Raw genomic sequence first — 23,163 nt, forward strand, 5'->3', positions numbered from 1 at the left:
TTATCAATTGAAATTACTTTTTTTCAAGATTAGTATATGTAATGGATACAAAAGACACGTAGGAGGCTTTACTTTGAAATTTTCAAAAATAGTAAATGCAATGATTTTGGATATGGAAGAGAACGAACCATTTTTAGGCACGTTAATATTAAATGACGGGGTCATCTCTGACATTGTGCCACAAGAAGATATCATAGAAGATGACAGTGCGCTAGACTTGGAACAACAATGGATTACACCTGGTTTTATAGATACGCACAGTCATCCGACAGGCTATGGTTCAACAAAATTAATGGTAGATTGTGCTGCTTCTGACATTCTAAACATCACAGACTTAATTAATAAATTTAATGACCATAAGCATAGCTTAACTAACAGCGGTTGGTTGATAGGTTACGGTTATAATGAAAAAGCTTTATCCGAACAACGTCATCCTAATCGCTTTGACTTAGACCAAATTTCTCAGGATACTGCAATTGCGATTATGCATTACTCTGGTCATATGGCTACTGTAAATACCAAGGCACTTGAAGTTATGGGTGTTAACCTAACAGACGATAATCCAGAAGGTGGTTATTACCAACGAGATTCAGAAGGCTATGTCAACGGTGTGCTTATTGAATTGCCAGCTACTGTTAAATTAAGAGCAGCACTACCTAAATCTACAGCAGATAGTTTCGCTTATAGTATGAATTTAGCAATTGATGATTATGTAAAAAATGGTATAACGAATACTTCTGATTTACTCATCGGTGGTAATGGGTACACAGACTATGAAGGCATATTAACATTTTTAAACGCACCTCAACGTATCCGCACACGCTGGGTGATTACGCATGAATTATTGGAAAAACATCCTGAATTTAAAGACGTCCATGCCGAAACAATTGATCGTACTTTTCAACAACATAGTGATTGTATGAGTCATTTAGGCGGCGTAAAATTCTTTAATGACGGATCTATTCAATTACAAACTGCTTCTATAAGGGGTACTTACTTAGATGGCGCAACACCACCTGAACCTTTAATGTCACAAGATGTGATGACAGAAAAATTCAAACATTTTCAGCAATTAGGCTTTAATATTATTACCCACGCAAATGGTGATTATGCAGCCCATTCTGTAATAGAAGCTTATAAAGATACAGCAGTGTATAAAACAAACGCTTTGCGCAATAGAGTTGAACATTTACAAACAGTATCACGTTCAGATATTAAAGAAATGGCAGCACATCATATTGGAGGCTCTTTCTTTATTAATCATGTTTATTATTTTGGTGACTTACACCGTGATGTCTTTTTAGGCAGCGATAAAGCGCAAAATTTAGACCCGGTTAAATGGGCAGAAGATGAAAATATGGCGTTTACTTTGCATACGGATGCGCCAGTGACACCAATTTCTCCTTTAGAATCTATTCAGATTGCTGTTGATAGAAAAACTAAAAACGGTGAGATACTTGGTTCCCACCAACGTTTATCTCGCAGCTCTGCATATAAAAAGATGACTGCAGATGCAGCGCGTTTAAATCATACAGAAGACTACGAAGGTACAATTAAAGTTGGACATGTTGCAGACTTTGTCATACTGAATCGTAATCCTCTCGAGGAAGATGTAACACTCGATAACAACTTAATTGAAGCAACGATTTGTAACGGTAAATTAGTCTATAAAAAATAGTAGCACCTATGGATGATGTGTATTGTTTGAAAGACTCCTTATGAGAATGTCATCCATCTCAATACCACAGTCTCAAACCATATCTACAGAAAGCGTGCACTATAATACGAAACATTGATATAAAAAGGACATGTTGAATTTTGAGTTCAACATGTCCTTTTTAGTGATTTAACATTCATCAAAATTTTGACGAGTCGTCTGAGAGAACCACACGAATCGAAGACTGCAAGCTGAGTCAGTGTCCTAGACAAGTCAGTCTAAAATTTTAGGGGTTTAAGTCCTCACATATGAAGTAAGTTATTCATTATTATATTTCTCATTTAATTGATGGATTAGCCTTTTAAATTCAGCTTCTGATTTAAATTCAAAAGTGATGTGTCCTTTTTTATTATGTGTAGAAATAGAAACGTTTGAACCATATTGTTCTTTAAGTTGTCTTTCTTGTTGTTGAATAAACTTAGGTTTCGTAGCTACTTCCTGTGTTTTCTTCTTTGTACTTTTTTCATTATAATTTTCATTTACGTATTGTTCTAAATAACGAACACTCCAAGACTCCCGGGAGACTTGCTTGGCGATTTGACGCATTTTTTGTACATCTTTTACAATTAATAAGGTACGTCCATGCGCACCAGATAGTGTACCTTCTCTTATCATATTCGATACGTCTTTAGGTAATTGTAGTAAGCGTAGCATGTTCGCAATATAAGGTCTAGATTTACTTAAACGCGCTGCAACTTCTTGTTGGGTTAGCTTTAAATCATCCATTAATTGACGATAGCTTTCTGCTTCTTCAATGACATTGAGATCTTCGCGTTGTAAATTCTCAATAATGGCAAGTTCCATCATATCTTCATCAGTTAGTGCCTTAACAATTGCTGGCACTTCTGTTAACCCTGCTATTTTTGCCGCTCGGTAACGTCGTTCACCTACTACAATGTGATAACCCGTAATAGTCTTTCTTAATACGATAGGTTGTAAAATACCGTGAAGTTTAATCGATTTTGCTAAGTCATTTAAACGTTCTTCATCAAATGTTTTACGTGGTTGATAAGGGTTCGCTTTAATAGTCGTTACTTTAACTTGTTGAATTTGAGCATCTTCTTCTAATTGTAATCTATGATCTTTTGAATTTTCGATTGTCATACACCTACTTTCCTCATCCAATATCTCTTTACGCATTTAATATATTCACAGTATATCATCACTCTCATGACAGTAAATATACATGGAAAATAATTTGTTTAATCTAAATTTTCAGATAAGTTGTTGACAAAAAGTATTTAAGTGTGTAATCTAAGGTATATCAAATACGAATTGCACATACGAAACACAGTAATAGGGAAAGTAAAACTTACACTGCTGACACAGAGAGTCTTTGTTCGCTGAAAGAAGACACGGAAAGAAAGTTTGAAAATGGCCTTTGAGTGTTGATACCAATATGAGGTGTCAACGGGATCGCCCGTTATAGCGATACAGTATTAACATTTTGTTAAATGGCGTACTGGATTAAATCCACGCGTCGTATATTTCGTTAATACTCATTTTATTCATATAAGATGAGTTTTTTAATTCCAACGAAGATACGATGTCACTATTCAGTCTCTGTTGCCTATTCAACAATTTGGCGTACTGGATAAGGTTACTTTAGTGATAGAGTAACAAACAAAGGTGGTACCGCGAGCTAAGCTTTCGTCCTTTACATCCGATTATTCGGGTGTAAAGGACGGAAGCTTTTTTTATTTTTAAAAGGAGGTTATCTATTATGAAAAATACTGAACTGGCACAAATTGCTTTGTCACAAGATCATACAGGCGCAGTTGCAAATCCAATCTATTTATCAACAGCATACCAACACCCTCACCTAGGCGAATCAACTGGTTACGACTATACAAGAACGAAAAATCCAACCCGCTCAGCATTTGAGGAAGCTTTTGCAAAACTAGAACGAGGTACTGCTTCATTTGCAACTTCAAGTGGTATGTCAGCCATTCAACTTATTTGTAATTTATTCAAAACTGGTGACGAAATATTGGTATCTTTTGATTTATACGGTGGCACATTTAGACTTTTTGATTTTTACGAGCAACAGTACGGTATTCATTTCAAATATGTAGACTTCCTTAATTATGAAGAAGTAGAACAAAGTATTACTGAAAATACAAAAGCACTATTTATAGAACCGATTTCTAATCCACAAATGATAGAAGTTGATATCGATCCGTACTATATCTTAAGTAAAAAATTCAATTTACTAACAATTATAGATAATACATTTTTAACACCTTATCTTTCAACGCCACTTGAGGATGGTGCAGACATCGTCTTACATTCTGCTACAAAATATATAGGTGGCCATAACGATGTACTTGCTGGCGTTGTCACAGTGAATGACGATGCGTTAGCAGAACAATTAGCACAGTTACACAATATGATTGGTGCTACACTATCACCTTTCGATAGTTATTTACTACAACGTGGCTTAAAAACACTACACATCAGAATGGATCGTTCAGAATATAACGCTAAACTACTCGCAGAACGATGTAGTAACTTAGACGCAATTGATAAAGTACTTTATAGCGGACGTACTGGCATGTTGAGCTTACGTTTAAACAAAGCCTATAAAGCTGACAAATTCTTAGAACATTTGGAAGTTTGTTTATTCGCCGAAAGTCTCGGTGGTACTGAAACATTTATAACATTTCCATATACCCAAACCCATGTCGATATGCCAGATGAGGAAAAAGACAAACGTGGCATTGACGAACATTTACTTAGACTATCTATCGGAATTGAAAATTATGAAGATATTGAGAAAGACATCGTACAAGCATTACAAAAATCTAACCAAGGAGTGATTTCATGAGTTTATCAAAAGAGACAGAAGTAATATTCGATGCACACAGAGGTACAGATTATGATTCGGCGAACCCTCCTTTATATGATTCTTCTACGTTTCATCAAAAGGTGTTAGGTGGCAATGCAAAATACGACTACGCACGAAGTGGTAATCCTAATAGAGCATTATTAGAAGAAAAATTAGCCAAACTAGAAGGTGGCAGTCACGCATTTGCTTATGCTTCAGGTATCGCCGCAATTTCAGCAGTATTGCTTACGTTAAATGCTGGTGATCACGTCGTCCTACCTGATGATGTTTATGGGGGCACATTCAGACTAACTGAACAGATATTAACACGTTTTAATATTCAATTTTCAACAGTAGATACGACAAACTTAAATGAGGTAGAAGATGCGATACAAGACAACACAAAACTAATTTACGTAGAAACACCATCTAATCCATTATTCAAAATTACAGATATTAAAGGTGCAGCTCACATCGCAAAACAACATCAACTCTTACTCGCAGTGGATAACACATTTATGACACCGCTTGGTCAATCACCATTAGCACTTGGTGCAGATATCGTTGTTCATAGTGCAACGAAGTTCTTAAGTGGTCATAGCGACATTATTGCCGGTGTAGCGATTACCAATAATCAAAGCGTAGCAGATGCACTTTATTTATTACAAAATGGTACAGGTACAGCATTATCTGCTCACGATAGCTGGACTTTAGCAAAACATTTAAAAACGTTGCCAGTGAGATTCAATCAATCTGTGGAAAATGCGCAACAACTTTATGAATTTTTAGCTCAGCGTGATGAAATTGCTGAAGTATATTACCCGGGAAATGACGACTTACACTTATCACAAGCACGTCATGGCGGTGCAGTATTAGGATTTAGATTGAAAGACGAAACCAAAGCACAAGCATTTGTAGACGCATTATCATTACCACTTGTATCTGTAAGTTTAGGCGGCGTAGAAACAATCCTTTCGCACCCAGCTACAATGTCACACGCAGCAGTACCTAAAGAAGTACGCGAAGAACGTAACATTACATTTGGGTTATTTAGATTAAGTGTTGGTTTAGAATCTGCAGATGAATTAATTTCAGATTTAAATTACGCAATTAAGGAGGCTTTCAATGAGTCAACTCATCGACAAACTGAAGAACAACATATTAGTAGCTGACGGCGCTATCGGCACAATTCTTTACTCTGAAGGCCTAGATACTTGTCCCGAAGCTTACAACTTAACACATCCTGAGAAAGTAGCACATATCCATCGTTCTTATATTGAAGCTGGCGCTGATATTATACAAACCAATACGTATGGCGCAAATTTTGAAAAGTTAAAAGACTTTGGCTTAGAACATAAAGTGAAAGAAATTCATCAATCTGCTGTAAAAATCGCAAAAGAAGCTGCAAAAGATGACACATTCATATTAGGTACTGTTGGAGGATTTAGAGGTGTTAAACAAGAAGATTTAGGTCTATCTGCGATTCAATATCATACAGAAATTCAAGTGGATACTTTAGTAGAATCTGGCGTAGATGGTTTACTCTTTGAAACTTATTACGATTTAGAAGAACTTACAAATATTATAAAAGCGACAAAACGTAAACACGATATACCGATTATTGCACAACTCACTGCTTTGAATACAAATTATTTAAGAGATGGTACAGAGATTAATATCGCATTACAACAAGTAGCAGCAAGTGGCGCTGATATTGTGGGATTGAATTGTCATCATGGCCCCCACCATATGCAACAATCATTCTCACATATTGAATTACCAGAAGGCGCATACTTATCGTGCTATCCTAACGCAAGTTTGCTTGATATAGAAAACAGCCAATTTAAATACAGCGATAACGCCGAGTATTTTGGTAACGTTGCACAGAAACTTATTAACGAAGGCGTTCGCGTCATTGGTGGTTGTTGCGGTACAACACCTGAGCACATTGAATTCATTAAATCCTCTATAGCTAATTTGAAGCCTGTAGCACAGAAAAATGTAATACCGATCACAAAATATACAAGTACTACATCGAAAAAAACACAACCTCAGAGCCTAACATCAAAAGTAAAGCAACGTCCGACAATTATAGTTGAATTAGATACACCGAAGCACTTAGATACAGACTTATTTTTCAGAAATATCAAAAAACTTGATGACGCCAATATCGATGCTGTCACCTTAGCAGACAATTCTTTAGCAACTGTAAGAATTAGTAATGTCTCTGCAGCAAGCATTATTAAACAACAATACGATATCGAACCATTAGTGCACATCACTTGTCGCGACCGTAACCTTATCGGATTACAATCTCATTTATTAGGGCTATCACTACTAGACATCAATGAAATATTAACCATCACAGGTGACCCTTCTAAGATTGGTAACTTACCTGGTGCTACAAACGTATACGATGTAAACTCCAAAGGTTTAACCGAAATTGCATCGCGTTTCAATCAAGGCATTAACACAGATGGTGATGCGCTGAAGACAAAGACAAACTTCAACATCGCAGGTGCCTTTGATCCAAATGTAAGAAAATTAGACGGCGCAGTAAAACGCTTAGAGAAAAAATTAGAAAGCGGTATGCACTACTTTATTACACAGCCGGTTTATAGTACTGAAAAAATTAAAGAAGTCTATGAAGCAACGAAACATTTAAATGTTCCCTTCTTTATCGGTATTATGCCAGTGACAAGTTATAATAACGCTTTGTTTTTACACAATGAAGTACCTGGTATTAAATTATCAGAAGAAGTGTTAGAACAATTTGAAGCCGTTAAAGATGATAAAGAAAAATCAAAAGAACTGAGCTTGAAACTATCCAAAGAACTGATTGACACAGTACATGAATACTTTAATGGTTTGTATTTAATTACACCATTCCAAAAAGCAGATTACACATTAGAACTTGCAGCTTATTCAAAATCAATTACTTCAACTAAACAGGAGGCAATATTATGACTATTAAAACATCAAACTTAGGTTTTCCAAGATTAGGTAGAAAAAGAGAGTGGAAAAAAGCAATCGAAGGTTACTGGTCTAAAAAATTAGATTTAGATACATTACATCAACAATTAACAGATTTGCATAAAGAAAATTTATTACTACAAAAAAATTACAATTTATCAAGTATTCCTGTCGGCGATTTTTCACTTTATGACCATATTCTTGATACATCTTTACTTTTTAATATTATTCCTGAACGTTTCCAAGGTAGAGACATAGATGATGATTTATTATTCGATATTGCTAGAGGTAATAAAGAACATGTTGCAAGTGCCTTAATCAAATGGTTCAACACAAACTATCATTATATCGTTCCAGAATGGGATCATGCCGAACCGAAACTTAATCACAATGTCTTATTAGAACGCTTTAATTATGCAAAATCTTTAAATGTAAACGCACATCCTGTCATTGTAGGTCCGATTACATTTGTTAAATTATCTAAAGGTGGCGACCAATCTTTCGAAGAAAAAGTAAACACACTGTTACCTTTATATAAAGAAGTACTACAATCACTAAAAGAAGCTGGTGCTGAATATATTCAAATCGACGAACCTGCATTAGTGACAGATGACAGCGCAGATTATGAATCTATTACACAAGCAGCATATAAATATTTCGCTGAGGCTGGTTTAGAAAATCATATCGTGATACAAACCTATTTCGAACGTGTTAATCTACAATTTTTAAACAGCTTACCTGTTAAAGGGCTTGGCCTAGATTTCGTTCATGACCATAACTTTAACCTTGAACAAATTAAAGCTGGCGATTTTGATAAAAACAAAACACTTTATGCAGGTATTATCGATGGTCGTAACGTTTGGGCTGCTGACATTGAAGCTAAAAAAGAACTTATCGACACGTTACAAAATTATACAAATGATCTTGTTATTCAACCATCAGCGTCATTATTGCATGTTCCTGTATCATTAGATGACGAAACACTTGAAGAATCAATTGCCGAAGGATTAAGTTTCGCAACTGAAAAATTAGACGAATTAGATGCCTTGAGACGCCTATTTAATGACAATGATGCTGAAAAATATAATCAATTAAAAGCACGCTATGAACGTTTCCAGAATCAATCATTTAAAAACCTTGAATACGATTTTGACAGCGTACGTACTTCAAGACAATCTGCTTTTAAAACGCGTAAACAAGCACAAGACAAACGCCTTAATTTACCAGATTTACCAACGACAACAATTGGTTCATTCCCACAATCTCAAGAAGTACGTAAATACCGTGCTGATTGGAAAAATGACCGCATCTCAGATGAAAGTTACCAATCATTCTTAAAAAATGAGATTGCACGCTGGATTAAAATTCAAGAAGATATTGGTTTAGACGTCTTAGTACATGGTGAATTTGAACGTAATGATATGGTCGAATTCTTTGGTGAAAAACTACAAGGTTTCCTAGTAACTAAATTCGGTTGGGTACAATCATACGGATCACGTGCGGTGAAACCACCTATCATTTATGGCGATGTGAAATGGGCTGAACCACTTACAGTGAAAGAGACACTTTATGCACAAAGTTTAACAGACAAGCCTGTAAAAGGTATGCTCACTGGACCTGTCACAATTCTGAACTGGTCATTTGAACGTGTAGACTTACCGCGTGAAGAAGTACAAGATCAAATTGCGCTCGCTATTAATGAAGAAGTATTGGCACTTGAAAATGAAGGTATTCAAATTATTCAAGTAGACGAACCTGCTTTAAGAGAAGGTTTACCGCTTCGTTCAGAATATCACGAAGACTACTTAAACAAATCTGTGCATTCGTTTAAACTTGCAACATCTTCCGTGGCCGATGAAACACAAATTCATACACATATGTGCTATTCGCAATTTGGACAAATCATACACGCAATCTACGACTTAGATGCAGACGTGATTTCTATTGAAACATCTCGTAGCCATGGTGACTTGATTAAAGATTTCGAAGATATTACTTACGATTTAGGTATTGGTTTAGGGGTATATGATATTCATAGTCCACGTATTCCGACTGAATCAGAAGTTACAGAAGCAATCCATCGTGCCTTACAAGAAATTGATCGTTCGTTATTCTGGGTCAACCCAGATTGTGGCTTGAAGACACGTAAAGAAGATGAAGTAAAAGAAGCATTAAGTGTCTTAGTTAATGCCGTTGATAAGTTACGAAAATCAACAAATACAGCAACAGTATAACGATTAAAAAAATGGTGGTGATACACATGAGTTATCCATTATGGGAACAATTAGAACAATTAAAATCATCAAAGTGGGTCGATTTGACCCACACATTTGATGAAACTATTCCATGCTTCAGTGAGTTTGAACGCGCTAAAGTTTCTACCCTGTTTAACGTAGCAGACGATGGCTTTTATGTTCAAAATTGGAATATAGTAAGTCAGTACGGTACACATATTGATGCACCTATTCATTTTGTGGAAAACACACGCTATTTACATGAATTAGATTTAAAAGAACTCGTCCTACCACTTGTCGTTTTAGATTTTTCACAAGAAGTAGCAGAGAATGCAGATTTTATCTTAACTCGCACACATGTCGAACAATGGGAAGCAACGCATGAAACAATTGAACCCGGCACATTTGTCGCCTTACGCAGTGATTGGTCGAAATGTTGGCCAGACATCGAACAATTCGAGAATAAAGACAGCAATGGCAACCTCCATTTACCCGGTTGGGGCCTGGATGCTTTAAAATACTTGCTCGAAGAACGACAAGTCAAAGCCATTGGTCACGAAACATTTGATACAGATGCTTCGATAGATGTAGCCAAAAATGGTGATATCGTTGGTGAACGTTACGTCCTAGGACAAGATACATTCCAAGTTGAGCTGTTGACGAATTTAGATCAACTACCCACACGCGGCGCCCTTATTTACACGATTAGCCCTAAACCTAAAGACGCGCCAGGATTTCCTGTACGCGCATTCGCTATTACACCCTAATGGCTAAATCTTTAAGATATCATTAGATATACACGAGCAACCCAAACTTAAAACTCTAGCTATTATAATATAAAAAGATATTAAGAAATTGAGCACTTCTTATATATCAACATCTCCTTTTAAAATATATAAATTATATCCCCTAAATCATTTTCTACCAAGAATGATTTAGGGGAATTTATATGTGCATTTTTAAAGATCATCCGCTTAATGTGCATTTGTAACCACTTAGTTAGCAATACTGACCGCTTAATTAAACTATGTAGTATTCAATGCTAATATTTGTTTTACTTAACTTAACAGGAGGCGTTGCATATGAAGGTCAGAGTTAAATACAACAATGCATTATCCGAAGATGAAGTTATAATACAAGCTAATGAAAACGCAGAAAATTTGCCAGATATCGTGCAATACATCAAACAATTATCCAACCGAAAAACATTTACAGGCAAACATAATGATGAAATTCACTTTATCAAACAGCGAGATATTATATGTTTCAGGATGGAAAATAAAATACTAACCATCTATACATGGAATCAACACTTTATCCTGAACGAAAGATTATATACTATTAAAAAACAATTAAGTTCAAACTTCCTACAAATATCTAAATCAGAAATCATCAATATCGATTATATCGACCATTTGAAACTCAATAAAAATGGAACTATAGAAATTCGCTTTTCAAACGATGACTTCACATATTCTTCTAGAAGATACTTATCTATAATAAAGGAGGCTCTAAAACTATGAAAAGGTTAATACATGGTGCAACTATAGGTGTTTCGATTGGTACGATGATTTCGCTATTATTTTCTTTTATATTTTCGCATACGCAATTTATGCCTGTTTCTCCAATATCGACAATGGGACGATTTTACTATGAACACTTCACCGAGTTACAAATTATGCTGATATCTGTTCTAATATGGGCTTTCATCGGTGTCACATTTAGTTTCGGTGAACTGATATTCTCACATACCCGCCTCTCAATTTTTAAAAAGACGGTGATTCATTTTAGTGTAATGTTGATAGTGATGTTTCCTTTAGGTATATTAGCAGGTTGGTTTCCACTCCGAATCTCGGTCATCATCGTATTTATACTCATATATACAATGATTTACTTTATTATTTGGTCTATTGAAAGTAGAAGAGCACAAAGAGATATAAATGAAATAAACAAGATCATTTCAGAGAATCAAAAACATTAATCCTATTTCAATTAATTAATAAAGTAATTCAATGATGTTATGATTTAAGGACATGATGTTTACACAAACCTCATACAATAAAAGAAGACGAGGTGAATGATTTGCAACTAAATGAAACCAATACTCCTTTTAACAAAGAACAATTGGCACTTATAAATCAACTTCTGCCAACATTATCTTCAAGTCAGCAACAATGGTTAGGCAGTTATTTAGTTAATCCTGAAACGCAGGATGATGAGGTGACACCATCAAACGCAACTGATAGTTCCGTAGCTGAACCTTTAGAAGTACATGTTCTATTTGGTACTGAAACAGGTAATGCTGAAGAAGTTGCCGATCAATTTGAAGCAAAATTAAAGGAACACAATTTAAATGTTCATTTGTCGGAGATGGATGATTTCCCGTTAGATGAACTGACAAATATAGATTACCTGTTTATCATATGTTCTACACAAGGCGTGGGAGAGCCCCCAATCAACGCGATAGATTTTCATGAGTTTATGCACAGTGATAAAGCCCCACGATTAGATGGATTAAACTTCTCTGTACTCGCATTGGGAGACGAAAGCTATCCAGATTTTTGTCAGGCAGGAAGAGACTTTGATGAAATCTTTGGAAAATTAGGCGGTCATCGATTAGCTGAAAGGGTAGATTGTGATTTTGATTTTGAAGAAGTAGCAGAACAATGGATTGCAGATATGCTAGAGCTATTAACCAACGTTTCGCCAAACACAGATTCAAATGATGTGATAGACGATGAAGTCACAATTGAAGAACCTCATGGTCAGTATTCCAAATCAAACCCATTTCAAGCTGAAGTAATACAAAATAATGTACTGACTGAAGCCAATGCAACACGCGAAGTCAGACATCTTGAATTATCTCTTGAAGGTTACAACGAATCATATGAGCCTGGAGATAGTTTAGTAGTAATCCCTGAAAATGACCCTGCCCTTGTTGAACACTTTATCGATACTTTAGGTTGGGACGCTGAAACACTTGTTTATGTTGATAAAGATGAACAACCATTAACATTACAAGATGCATTGACACATTACTTTGAAATTTCAAAAATAACACCTGCCCTAATGAAAAGTGCTGCTGAGTTATTTAGTAATCCAATGTTAAACGCAAATGTTCAAAAAAATGATTGGATTCAAGATTATATTTATGGTCGAGATGTCATCGATTTGATTAAAGACTTTACACCCGTAGCACTTCAACCAAAAATGTTACCGCAATTATTAAGAAAATTACCACCAAGAGAATATTCAATTGCAAGTAGTAACAACGTTAATCCAAATCGTGTACAAATCACAGTACGTGTCGTGAAATATGAAGCGCATCGTCGTGAACGTCTAGGCGTTTGTTCCGTTCAACTTGCTGAACGTACACAACCTGGTGATCATATGCCTGTTTATCTTAAAAAGAATCCAAACTTCAAATTTCCTTATGAAGAAACAACACCTGTCATTATGATTGGTGCTGGCACAGGTATCGCACCTTACAGAGCCTATCTACAAGAACGCGCACACTTAAATCTTAAAGGATCACAATGGCTTATTTTTGGTAACCAAAATTATAATACAGATTTCCTTTATCAGAGTGATTTAGAGGGCTGGCTGAGTGACGGTGTACTCAGTAAATTAGATTTAGCTTTTTCAAGAGATACTGAAACTAAAATTTATGTCCAGCATCGTATTGAAGATAATAGTGCTGAATTTTATAAATGGATAACAGAGGGCGCTACGATTTATCTATGTGGAAATAAAGATGAGATGGCTTCAGGTGTCCATCAAGCATTAGTGAATGTACTGATTAAACATGGTAATTACAGCCAAGATAGTGCAGAAGACTATTTAAGAGATTTAATTAAAAATCAACGTTACCAACGTGATGTTTATTAGTATGTATGTACTATAGCCAAGAACAAAACAACATTAATTCATTTTCTGTTGTTTTCTAACAGCATAATTATCTAAGGTATTTGTAACTCAATTTCTTTTTGTTAAACAAGTCTGATACGATACTTTAAATCATAAACTTACCCAAAGGTAGCGTGATAAATATGGCTCAATGCGCAATCACTTATGACAATGCATTATTGCTTATTAAAAATGATGCACAAGGCCTTCATACAGCATTTAAATTAGAGGGCACTAACCCGATTTCAATAGCTCAAGATCCTCTAAATAGTAATATATTATATTGTGGCACGTTTGACCGTGGTTTATGGAAAAGTACCGACAAGGGTGATACATGGGCTCCAATAGGCACAAGGTTCACTTACAATAGCCCATTTAAGAAAGATGATATTCATATGACATCAATCACAGCAGTCACAGTGGTTGATACTGGTAAATCTTCTGGCACCGTAATTGTTGGCACGGAACCAAGTGCGCTTTTCATCTCCTATAATGAGGGACAAACATTTGAACTCCTTACAGATTTTGAACATATACAAGGTAAAAATCAATGGTTCTTCCCGCCTAGACCATTTACGCATCATGTAAAATGGTTTGATACTAATATTAAATCTCCCGGAACAATCAATTTAACTATTGAAGCCGGCGGATTTATTCAATCCAGAGATTATGGTCAACATTGGGAGCTCCCACGCACAGATCGTGTGCTACCTATAGATATTCATGTGCTTAAGAGCCATCCTGATTACCCAAATCAATTGTACGGCGTTTTAGGAGATGCCTTTTTAGAAGGTGGTAGAGATACATTTATTGAAAGCGATGATTATGGTCAAACATGGACGACATTCATTGATGGTATAAAATATAGATACGGCTATGGATTAGCGGTTAATTCTAACAATTCCAGTAATATTGTCATCGCTACATCGAACTCACCATTTAACGCACATAATTATGATGATGACACGTTTTCAACGATTTACTATGTTGATAAAGAACATGAAAGTGCTTGGACAGAAGCTGATGAAGGTTTACCTGCACCAGAGGGCACCTTAATTTCAGCTATCTCCGAAAAGGATGGTATATTTTACATTGCTAATAATAAAGGTGTTTTCTATTCTGAAAGCGGTGGAAAAAGCTGGACATCATTAGCAATCGAATGGCCTGAATCACTTACACATCAACATGCACATCAATTTATCACTTTGAATTAAAACCATAATAAAATAACAAATCATAAATTAAAACCCCTTAAGCATTTATCTTACGCTTAAGGGGTTATTTATTACATATTCAAACTACGATTATCTTACATATTCAAAGATGCCAGCAGCACCCATACCGACACCGATACACATCGTAACCATGCCATATTTTGTATCTGGCTGTTTCTTCATTTCAGATAGTAGTCTGCCTACTAACATCGCGCCTGTTGCGCCAAGCGGATGTCCTAGTGAAATTGCACCACCATTAACATTAGTTTTCTCCATATCTAAACCTGTTTCTCTAATGGAAGCTAATGTTTGAGATGCAAATGCTTCGTTTAACTCAACTAAATCAATATCTTTAACATCCAAGTTTGCTAATTTCAATGCTTCTGGAATCGCATAGGCTGGACCAATACCCATTAACTTAGGATCTACACCCACGGCTTTAAAGCCAACGAAGCGTGCGATGGGTTTCACGCCTAATTCTTTTACTTTTTCACCAGACATGACTACGACAAACCCTGAACCATCTGTTAAGGGTGCCGAGGAGCCTGCGGTCACTGTACCGTTAGCCTTAAACACTGTAGGTAATTTAGCTAAAGTCTCCTTATTTGTATCTGGTCTGATTAATTCATCATCCTTAAATACTTCTTTCGAAACGACTGGACCATTTTGATCATAAGTGACTTTATTCACTTCAATCGGTATAATTTCGTCATCAAATTTACCTTCTTGTTGTGCTTTTGTAGCACGTTGATGACTCTGTACTGCATATGCATCTTGGTCTTCTCTAGACACATTGTAAGTTTCTGCTACCATTTCTGCAGTTAGTCCCATTGGATAAGAAACACCTGAATCTTCATCTTGCAGGATCGGGTTGTTTGTTGGTTCATTACCACCCATCGGTACTGCACTCATCAATTCAATACCACCTGCTACAAGGATGTCTGCTTGCTTCGCGTTAATCTGGTTTGCTGCATGCGCAATCGTTTGAAGGCCTGATGAACAGTAACGGTTAACCGTTTGTCCTGGTACTTCGTTTGGCATGCCTGCAAGTAATGCAATTGTTCTTGCAATGTTCTGTCCTTGTAAGCCTTCTGGAAACGAATTGCCGACGATAACGTCTTCTACCATACTAGGATCAAATGAACCTCCAACTCTTTCCAATACACCTTTTAATACTTTTGCTGCCACTTCATCTGGTCTTTCGTGAGCCATTGCCCCATTCTTTGCCTTACCAGCTGCTGAACGTCCATAAGCTACAATATATGCATCTCGCATTTAAGTTCACCCTTTCTTTTTACTCTCAACTATTAATTACGTAATGGTTTTCCTTTTTCTAACATGTGTGAAATTCTGTCATACGTTTTTTTATTTTGTAAAAGCTCTAAAAATCTTTCTTTTTCAAGTGTCTGTAAATATCTTTGATTCACGTATGTGTTACGAGGAATGTCGCCACCTGCTAATACTTCTGCCACTTTCAACGTAATTTCATAATCGTAGTCACTGATAAAGTTACCCATACGTTGTGCATCTAACTGACCTTCAGCTAATGCCTTAAAGTCTTTGCCTAAAGCAATATATTGTGATTTTGGTGTAGGTACATAATTAGTTTCTGATTCGTAACGCGCTCTATTTAACGCAACTTCAACACGTCTTTCAGTATTCAATATTACAGTATCCGTCTCTCTCAAATAACCATATTTTACTGCTTCATATGCATTTGTAGAAACTTTTGCGAAACCAACTTGCATTAAAATTTTAGTAATTGAATCTTGTTTATCATTGTTTTTATGATTTGTGCGCAATACTCTATCCGTTAATTCTGCGAGTCCACCACCAGCTGGTAGTAAGCCTACGCCTGTCTCGACAAGACCAATATAAGATTCACTTGCAGCTACCACAAATGGTGAATGAAGTACAAGTTCGCAACCGCCACCTAATGCTCTGCCTTGAACTGCAGTAACAACTGGTTTCAACGCATGTTTCAGTCTAGTGAATATATAATGAAGTTTTTCGACCATGGCGCCTACTCCAGATACCACTTGGTTTTCTTCATGTGCTTTTTTCATTTGATACAAATTCGCACCGACACTAAAGTTGTTACCGCCTGCATAGATGACCATGCTACTATAGTCTTCATCTTCTAATTTGTTAATAGATTCTAATAAATCATCAAGGAATCCGCCAGTAATCACATTATTTTTACTTTGTAATTTTAAAAGTAATTGATCTTTATTCGCCACAGATAAGTTAGAATCTGCTCTTTCCCAAATTTCTTGATCAATATACTCTGCTACTGGTGTAACACGTTCAATAGATTCACCTTCACTGTAGAATGGTTCATTGCGTTGCTCTATCCAATCTGGAAGTGATCCTAATTCTTCTTTCATACGTGACTTCACACGTTCGAAGCCCATTAAGTCCCACAATTGGAATGGTCCTTGTTTCCAGTTAAAGCCCCATACTAATGCGCGATCAATATCTTTAAAATCAGTTGCCGCTTTCGGCACGTTAATCGCTGAATAATAGAAATTATTTCTCAATGTTTCCCATAGAAATACGCCTGCATCATCTTGTGCATTAAAGATAACGTCTAAGTTAGAAGCCAAGTCTTTACTAAACTTGCCTAAAATTTCTAATTGTGGTGGTTGCGGTGGTACATAATCATTTTGCTCTGCATCAAAGACGAAACGTTTTTTATCTACTTTTTTATAAAATCCTTGTTTCGTTTTATTACCTAATGCTCCTTTTGCCGCTAATTTTTCCGAAAGTTTTACATCGTGGAAAAATGGTTGTTCATCTGGAACGCTTTGCATGCCTTTAATTACGGTCATAGCAATATCAAGACCAACTAAATCTGATAGACCATACGTCCCCATTTTTGGTCGTCCAATACTACGGCCAGTTAAAGCATCCACTTCTGTAATAGAAAAGTCTTGGTTTTCTGCTCTGTACATAATGTCATTCATCGTTTGTGTACCAACACGGTTAGCCACAAATCCTGGGACGTCATTTGCAACAATGACACCTTTCCCTAATACATCTTCTGCAAATGCTTGTACGCGTTCCACTACCGCTTCAGACGTTTTTTCATTTGGAATTACTTCGACCAATTTCATAATGCGTGGTGGATTAAAGAAATGCATTCCGAAAAATCGTTCTTTATCTTTTCCTTCAAATACATCAGCAATCGACTCTATTGGAATACCTGATGTGTTCGTCGCAAATATAGCATCATCTTTTGCTACCTTTTTCACTTTATCCCAAACATTATGCTTAATATCCACTTCTTCTTTTACTGCTTCAATATAAATGTCAGCGTCATCTTGCTCAACTAAATCTTCATTAAAGTTGCCATAAGATAAATTTGAGGCAAAGGCTAAGTCAAATAGCTGTGGACGCTTTGGATTAGTTATTACTTCATAAGCTTTTTTGGAAATTTTATTAGGTTCATTCTCATCAATCACAATGTCTAATAATTTTACTTTTAAACCTGCGTTGACAAGGAGCGCAGCGATTTGACTACCCATCGTGCCTGCACCTAACACAGTTGCTTTTCTTATCGTCATACTAAAACCTCCAAATTGTTTTTTTCTATATCTTCAGTCGTTCATGCTTTATATTAAATAAATGCTGAGTCTCCCGTGATTGCTCTACCAATTACGAGTGCATTGATTTCATGTGTGCCTTCATATGTGTAAATCGCTTCAGCATCTGCAAAGAATCTTGCAATATCGTACTCCCCTGCTAAAATACCATTTCCACCATGCACACCACGACCCATTGATACTGTTTCTCTTAATCTCAGAGCATTCATCATTTTAGCTGTTGAAGTTGCCACTTCATCATATTCACCTTTTGCTTGCATACGTGCAAGTTGCGCACATGTCGCCATTGCTTGAGCTAGATTGCCTTGCATCATAGCTAATTTCTCTTGAATTAATTGGAACTTACTAATTTCCTTACCAAATTGTTTACGTTGCGTTACATAGTCTGTCGTAGCTTTTAATGCGCCTGCCATCGCTCCTGTAGCCATGTACGCCACGCCTGCACGAGTAGAATATAATACTTTCGCAATGTCTTTAAAGCTATTAATATTTTGCAGCCTTTGTTCTTCTTTCACGACCACATTTTTTAGACGAATTTTGGCGTTAGGAACGATACGGAGTGCAATTTTATTTTCAATAAGTTCGATTTCTACGCCTTCTTGACTAGGCTCGACAATAAAGCCTTTAGGTTTACCAGTATCTACATCTACTGCGTATACTGGCATAACGTCGGCTACATTTGCACCACCAATCCATTTTTTCTCGCCATTAATAACCCATTGATCGCCCTCACGTTTCGCAGTAGTTTCTAATCCACCCGCGACATCAGAGCCATGTTCCGGTTCTGTTAATGCAAAGCACGTACGTAATTCGTGTGATTGTAATTTGGGTAAATAATAAGCTTGTTGCTCTTCACTACCACCAAACCAAAATGAATTATGACCTAAGCCTTGATGTACACCGAGTAATGTCGCTAAAGAAACATCAAATTTGGCTATAGTGTATGACATAAAGAATTGGAATAATTGACTAGGTGTTTTTTCCCCTTCACGCCCTTCAAATAGTAACGGATTTTGGAAATAGTTTAGTTTACCCAATTCTTCAAAATAGTCTTCTGGCTCAGTCGCATTTAACCAATGCTCATTAACTGAGTCTCTATATTTTTCTTCTAACATATCATTAAGCTGTTTTAATAATTTAACTTCTCCTTCAGTTAAATCTTTTGCAATACTTAAAATATCCTCTGGATATAATGCTTTGATTACTTCTTCTTTTGTTGGCATAATTAAAACCTCCACTTTAATGTTAACGCTTACAAAGTTTGTCAAAAAATTTTATAGTTATTATTTTAAAATATTTATAAAAGCATAAGTTATTTAAGTTAATTCATCATCTTGTTGACGCGCTTTGTCAGCTTTGCTATTCATCTTCTTCTGTAACTCTAGCTTATCTGGTTTTGAAGTTGAGTTCAGCGGAATATTTGTTAATTTTAAATACATTCTCGGAATCTTATACCCAGCTATGTGTTCTCTCATGTGTGCGTCTAATTTTTGTTCAAAGTCTGAATCATCTTCAGTCAATACCACTGCTGCTGAAACAGATTCTCCATATTTAGGACTTTCATAGCTCACTACCACACCTTGTGCTACTAATGGATGTGTTGATAAGACCGCTTCTACTTCAGAAGGCAGCACATTTTCACCACCAGTGATAATCATTTCTTTACGTCTATCAACGATATAGATATCACCGTCTTCATCTATTTTTGCTAAATCTCCTGTTAAGAAATATCCATCTTTGAAATTTTTCGCTGTTTCTTCTGGTTTCTTCCAATAACCTGGTGTAACATTGTTACCTTTAACAGCTAATTCGCCAATTTCTCCAGTTTGTATATCTTCAAATTCATCATTTAAAATACGATAGTCCACAAACATGACAGGCTGTCCAATACTACCAGGTTTTTCAGCGCCATTTTCTGGCGTGTTAACCATTGTCAGTGGCGCTTCTGTCAAACCGTAACCATTAACGATAGATAGTCCCATACTGTTAAATTTCTTTTGCACAGCAGGTAGTGGTGCTGACCCACCTTGAAGTAAGAATTCAATGTTCTCGAAGTTTTTACGGTCAAAATTCTCTGCAACTAACATTGCATAATACATCGTTGGTATCTGTATTAAATAATTTGGTTTGTAATGTGCCATGAGATCATTTAATGCTTCACCATTGAAGTAGCGTTGTATAATCAGTGTGCCGCCTGCCATTAGCAATGGTAACGTCAAATCATTAAAACCTAATACATGAAACATTGGTGTTGAAACAATCGTCTTATACGTAGAATTTATTTTATAAGTGAGCGCCGTATTTATTGGATTATTGACGAAAGTTTCATACGTAAACATAACGCCTTTAGGTAATCCTGTTGTACCGCTTGTGTACATTAACGCTGCTAAATCATCTTTTTCTACATGTACCGTTTTGAATGGACGGTGATTGTTTGGATCGACCATATCATCATATTGTTTTGAATCGACATCCATATGAATGAGTTCGTCTGCGATTCCTTCTAAACTTGATAAATGCTTTTGTGAATAAAAAATTAATTTTACATCAGAATCTTGAATCACACTTTCAATTTCCTGTGTTTTCAAACGCCAATTCATAGGTAAATATACTGCACCTATTTTAAATGTAGCGAATAATAAATCCAGAATAGCTACATCGTTTGGTGAGAAAATACCAACGACATCCCCGCGTTCTATGCCTTGATCTTGTAAATGATTTGCTAAGTTCTCTGCACGTTTATTTAAATCTTGATATGTCCATTCAGTACCTTTAAATGGATCGATAATTGCTGGCTTTTCCTCATCAAATACTGCTCTCGTTTTAATCCAGTCGTAATTCATATTTTTCTCCCCCTTAATTTAAATACGATCTTCCGACTTAATTACCTGAGACAGACCTCCCCATGTTTTTTGATAAATATCATTCTGTGTTATGTTAATCTCGTCAGAAATGATTGGTTGAAACTCCATATTCGCTAAAATATCTCGCTCTAAATCTAAACCAGGTGCAATTTCAATTAATTTAATACCTTTGTCCGTCAGTTCAAACACTGCGCGTTCAGTAACAAAATAAACTTCCTGTGCTAATTTTCGTGCATTTTCAACATTAAAATCTATGTTGCCAACTTCTTTTACAAATTTAGGTGACTTACCTTGTGTTTCCACTTGGGCTTCACCGTTCACAAAATTTAGTTGACCCCCAACAACCATTGAAGCTGAAAAAACAATCCTTTTAACTGATTGGCTAATATCAATAAAACCACCACACCCATTCATTTTGTCTCCGAACTTAGACACATTAACGTTGCCATATTGATCCACTTCAGCAAAGCTTAGGAATGCGACATCTATGCCATCGTTATAGATAAAATCCCATGTTAACTCGTGTCTCATGCGTGCACTTAGATTGTAGTTCATACCAAAGTAATTACCGCTACTAATTAAGCCACCAAAAACGCCTGTATCTATATTCGTTTGAACTAAATGATTGGCCTGCTCCTCTTCTAACACATTCGACAATTCATTATTAATGCCAAAACCAATACTGATTACGTCTCCTTCAAGTAAATATTGAGCTGCACGTCTCAAAATCACTTTACGGGTACCTAATGCTATATATGGCTCTCGCATTTCAGTAATCTGATAATGTCCTGAAAGTGCTGGGTCATATTGTGTTTGGACAACCTGTCTGTGATATTTCGGATTGCTATTAACTACAACGTAATCTACAAGTTTACCCGGAATAAATACATCATTCGGATTGAAACGCCCACTTTGGATGACTGCTTTCACTTGCACAATCACTTTACCTTTATTCTTATGTGTAGCTGCTGCAACACTGTAACCCTCTCCAAGATGTGCTTCATGCGTCATATAAATATTACCTTCTGTATCGGCATATGTACCTCGTAACAATGCGACATCAATTTCTGGAAAATCATAATTTAAATATGTTTCTCCTTTGATTTCAATTAAAGATACTAGATCCTCTGTCGTACGCGTATTTACTTTGCCACCAGAATATCTAGGATCAACATTGGTATTCAGCCCAATCTTAGTAATAGTTCCTGGTGAAGCAGATGTTTGACTACGATAGTGCGTCGTAATCACACCTTGAGGCACGTAATAGGCTTCAATATCATTATTGCGCATTGCATTGATAGTCTTAGGTGAACCAGTAATAATACTTGTGATTAATCGTTTAATCATACCCCTTGATACAAAAGAATCTAAATCATAACTGTCACCTCGATAATCACTAATATCGTTTGCCAACATAAAGGTGAAGGCTTTAGGCGTTTGATGCTCATCATATTGATCGACTAATGTTTTGAGTATCTCAGCTGGTAAGTTAGCCGTTGATAATGCTGCTAGGGCTATCACATCACCTTCATTAATGATGTCTTTCAAATCTGAAAACGGAATAATTTTCATACTTGCGACTCCTATCTTTGTTTAATCCGGCTATTTTATCTATCATTTTCCCCTTGAATAATCTCTCCCTTTTCAATAAATGTAAGCCCTTACATGTAATATACCATTATTATTGAAAATTATGCAAAAATTCTTTATTTTACATAGTAATTTAATAAATAAATCAGATAATGACGGGCATATATTAGCGAATTAAAAATCCCTTCAAAATCCACACTTTTTCAGCGCACACCTTGAAGGAACACATACCT

16 protein-coding genes and 1 other annotated feature are annotated in these 23,163 nt (G+C 36.1%); of the genes, 10 read left to right on the forward strand and 6 right to left on the reverse strand.

Features of this window, described 5'->3' with window-relative positions; translation table 11 throughout:
- Positions 1-73: 73 nt before the first annotated feature.
- Positions 74-1,678 carry an amidohydrolase gene (locus tag MHB47_RS12895; RefSeq protein WP_340757108.1) on the forward strand — a complete coding sequence of 535 codons (1,605 nt, stop codon included), beginning with the start codon at positions 74-76 and terminating at the stop codon, positions 1,676-1,678.
- Between the two features lie 297 nt (positions 1,679-1,975).
- Here MHB47_RS12895 and MHB47_RS12900 read toward each other — a convergent pair whose 3' ends face one another.
- Positions 1,976-2,821 carry a ParB/RepB/Spo0J family partition protein gene (locus tag MHB47_RS12900; protein ID WP_340757111.1) on the reverse strand — a complete coding sequence of 282 codons (846 nt, stop codon included), beginning with the start codon at positions 2,819-2,821 and terminating at the stop codon, positions 1,976-1,978.
- A 180-nt stretch (positions 2,822-3,001) separates the two neighbouring features.
- Positions 3,002-3,378, forward strand: a binding site (T-box leader).
- Positions 3,379-3,440: 62 nt separating this feature from the next.
- Between MHB47_RS12900 and MHB47_RS12905 the strand changes: the two genes are divergently transcribed.
- From MHB47_RS12905 to MHB47_RS12945, 9 genes are all read left to right on the forward strand, one after another.
- A complete protein-coding gene (locus tag MHB47_RS12905) occupies positions 3,441-4,544 on the forward strand; it encodes a PLP-dependent transferase (protein ID WP_002506150.1) in 1,104 nt (367 codons plus the stop codon).
- Complete coding sequence (gene metC, locus MHB47_RS12910; protein ID WP_340757113.1) at positions 4,541-5,716, forward strand: cystathionine beta-lyase MetC; 1,176 nt, start codon at positions 4,541-4,543, stop codon at positions 5,714-5,716. The genes MHB47_RS12905 and metC overlap by 4 nt, the downstream gene beginning before the upstream one ends.
- The gene (locus MHB47_RS12915) at positions 5,670-7,511 is read left to right on the forward strand and encodes a bifunctional homocysteine S-methyltransferase/methylenetetrahydrofolate reductase (RefSeq protein ID WP_340757115.1); all 1,842 of its coding nucleotides are present in this window, start codon (positions 5,670-5,672) and stop codon (positions 7,509-7,511) included. The genes metC and MHB47_RS12915 overlap by 47 nt, the downstream gene beginning before the upstream one ends.
- Entirely contained in the window at positions 7,505-9,751 is a 2,247-nt protein-coding gene (gene metE / locus MHB47_RS12920; protein WP_340757338.1) for a 5-methyltetrahydropteroyltriglutamate--homocysteine S-methyltransferase, read from the forward strand. Before MHB47_RS12915 ends, metE begins: the two co-directional genes overlap by 7 nt.
- 26 nt (positions 9,752-9,777) lie before the next feature.
- Positions 9,778-10,518, forward strand: coding sequence for a cyclase family protein (locus MHB47_RS12925; protein WP_340757117.1), 741 nt, complete (start codon positions 9,778-9,780; stop codon positions 10,516-10,518).
- 315 nt (positions 10,519-10,833) lie between these two features.
- Positions 10,834-11,274 carry a LytTR family DNA-binding domain-containing protein gene (locus MHB47_RS12930; protein ID WP_340757119.1) on the forward strand — a complete coding sequence of 147 codons (441 nt, stop codon included), beginning with the start codon at positions 10,834-10,836 and terminating at the stop codon, positions 11,272-11,274.
- On the forward strand, positions 11,271-11,732 hold the full coding sequence (locus tag MHB47_RS12935) for a DUF3021 domain-containing protein (protein WP_340757121.1): 462 nt from the start codon (positions 11,271-11,273) through the stop codon (positions 11,730-11,732). The genes MHB47_RS12930 and MHB47_RS12935 overlap by 4 nt, the downstream gene beginning before the upstream one ends.
- 101 nt (positions 11,733-11,833) lie before the next feature.
- Positions 11,834-13,639: an assimilatory sulfite reductase (NADPH) flavoprotein subunit gene (locus MHB47_RS12940; protein WP_340757123.1), complete on the forward strand. Its 1,806-nt coding sequence runs from the start codon at positions 11,834-11,836 to the stop codon at positions 13,637-13,639.
- A gap of 161 nt (positions 13,640-13,800) precedes the next feature.
- Entirely contained in the window at positions 13,801-14,871 is a 1,071-nt protein-coding gene (locus MHB47_RS12945) for a hypothetical protein (RefSeq protein WP_064783290.1), read from the forward strand.
- A 90-nt stretch (positions 14,872-14,961) separates the two neighbouring features.
- On the opposite strand, the gene MHB47_RS12950 is transcribed toward MHB47_RS12945, so the two are convergent.
- The 5 genes from MHB47_RS12950 to fadX all read right to left on the reverse strand — a co-directional run bounded on the left by MHB47_RS12950 (position 14,962) and on the right by fadX (position 22,912).
- On the reverse strand, positions 14,962-16,146 hold the full coding sequence (locus tag MHB47_RS12950) for a thiolase family protein (RefSeq protein WP_340757126.1): 1,185 nt from the start codon (positions 16,144-16,146) through the stop codon (positions 14,962-14,964).
- A 32-nt stretch (positions 16,147-16,178) separates the two neighbouring features.
- Entirely contained in the window at positions 16,179-18,437 is a 2,259-nt protein-coding gene (gene fadB / locus MHB47_RS12955) for a 3-hydroxyacyl-CoA dehydrogenase/crotonase FadB (RefSeq protein ID WP_340757128.1), read from the reverse strand.
- Positions 18,438-18,490: 53 nt separating this feature from the next.
- A complete protein-coding gene (gene fadE / locus MHB47_RS12960; protein ID WP_445684157.1) occupies positions 18,491-19,699 on the reverse strand; it encodes an acyl-CoA dehydrogenase FadE in 1,209 nt (402 codons plus the stop codon).
- Between the two features lie 93 nt (positions 19,700-19,792).
- A complete protein-coding gene (fadD, locus tag MHB47_RS12965) occupies positions 19,793-21,319 on the reverse strand; it encodes a long-chain-fatty-acid--CoA ligase FadD (protein ID WP_340757130.1) in 1,527 nt (508 codons plus the stop codon).
- Between the two features lie 18 nt (positions 21,320-21,337).
- Positions 21,338-22,912, reverse strand: a complete 1,575-nt coding sequence (gene fadX, locus MHB47_RS12970) for a fatty acid degradation protein FadX (RefSeq protein ID WP_340757131.1) — start codon at positions 22,910-22,912, stop codon at positions 21,338-21,340.
- Positions 22,913-23,163: the final 251 nt, after the last annotated feature.

It is taken from the genome of Staphylococcus sp. FSL K6-3157 (genome assembly GCF_038005145.1).
Classification (GTDB): Bacteria; Bacillota; Bacilli; order Staphylococcales; family Staphylococcaceae; genus Staphylococcus; species Staphylococcus equorum.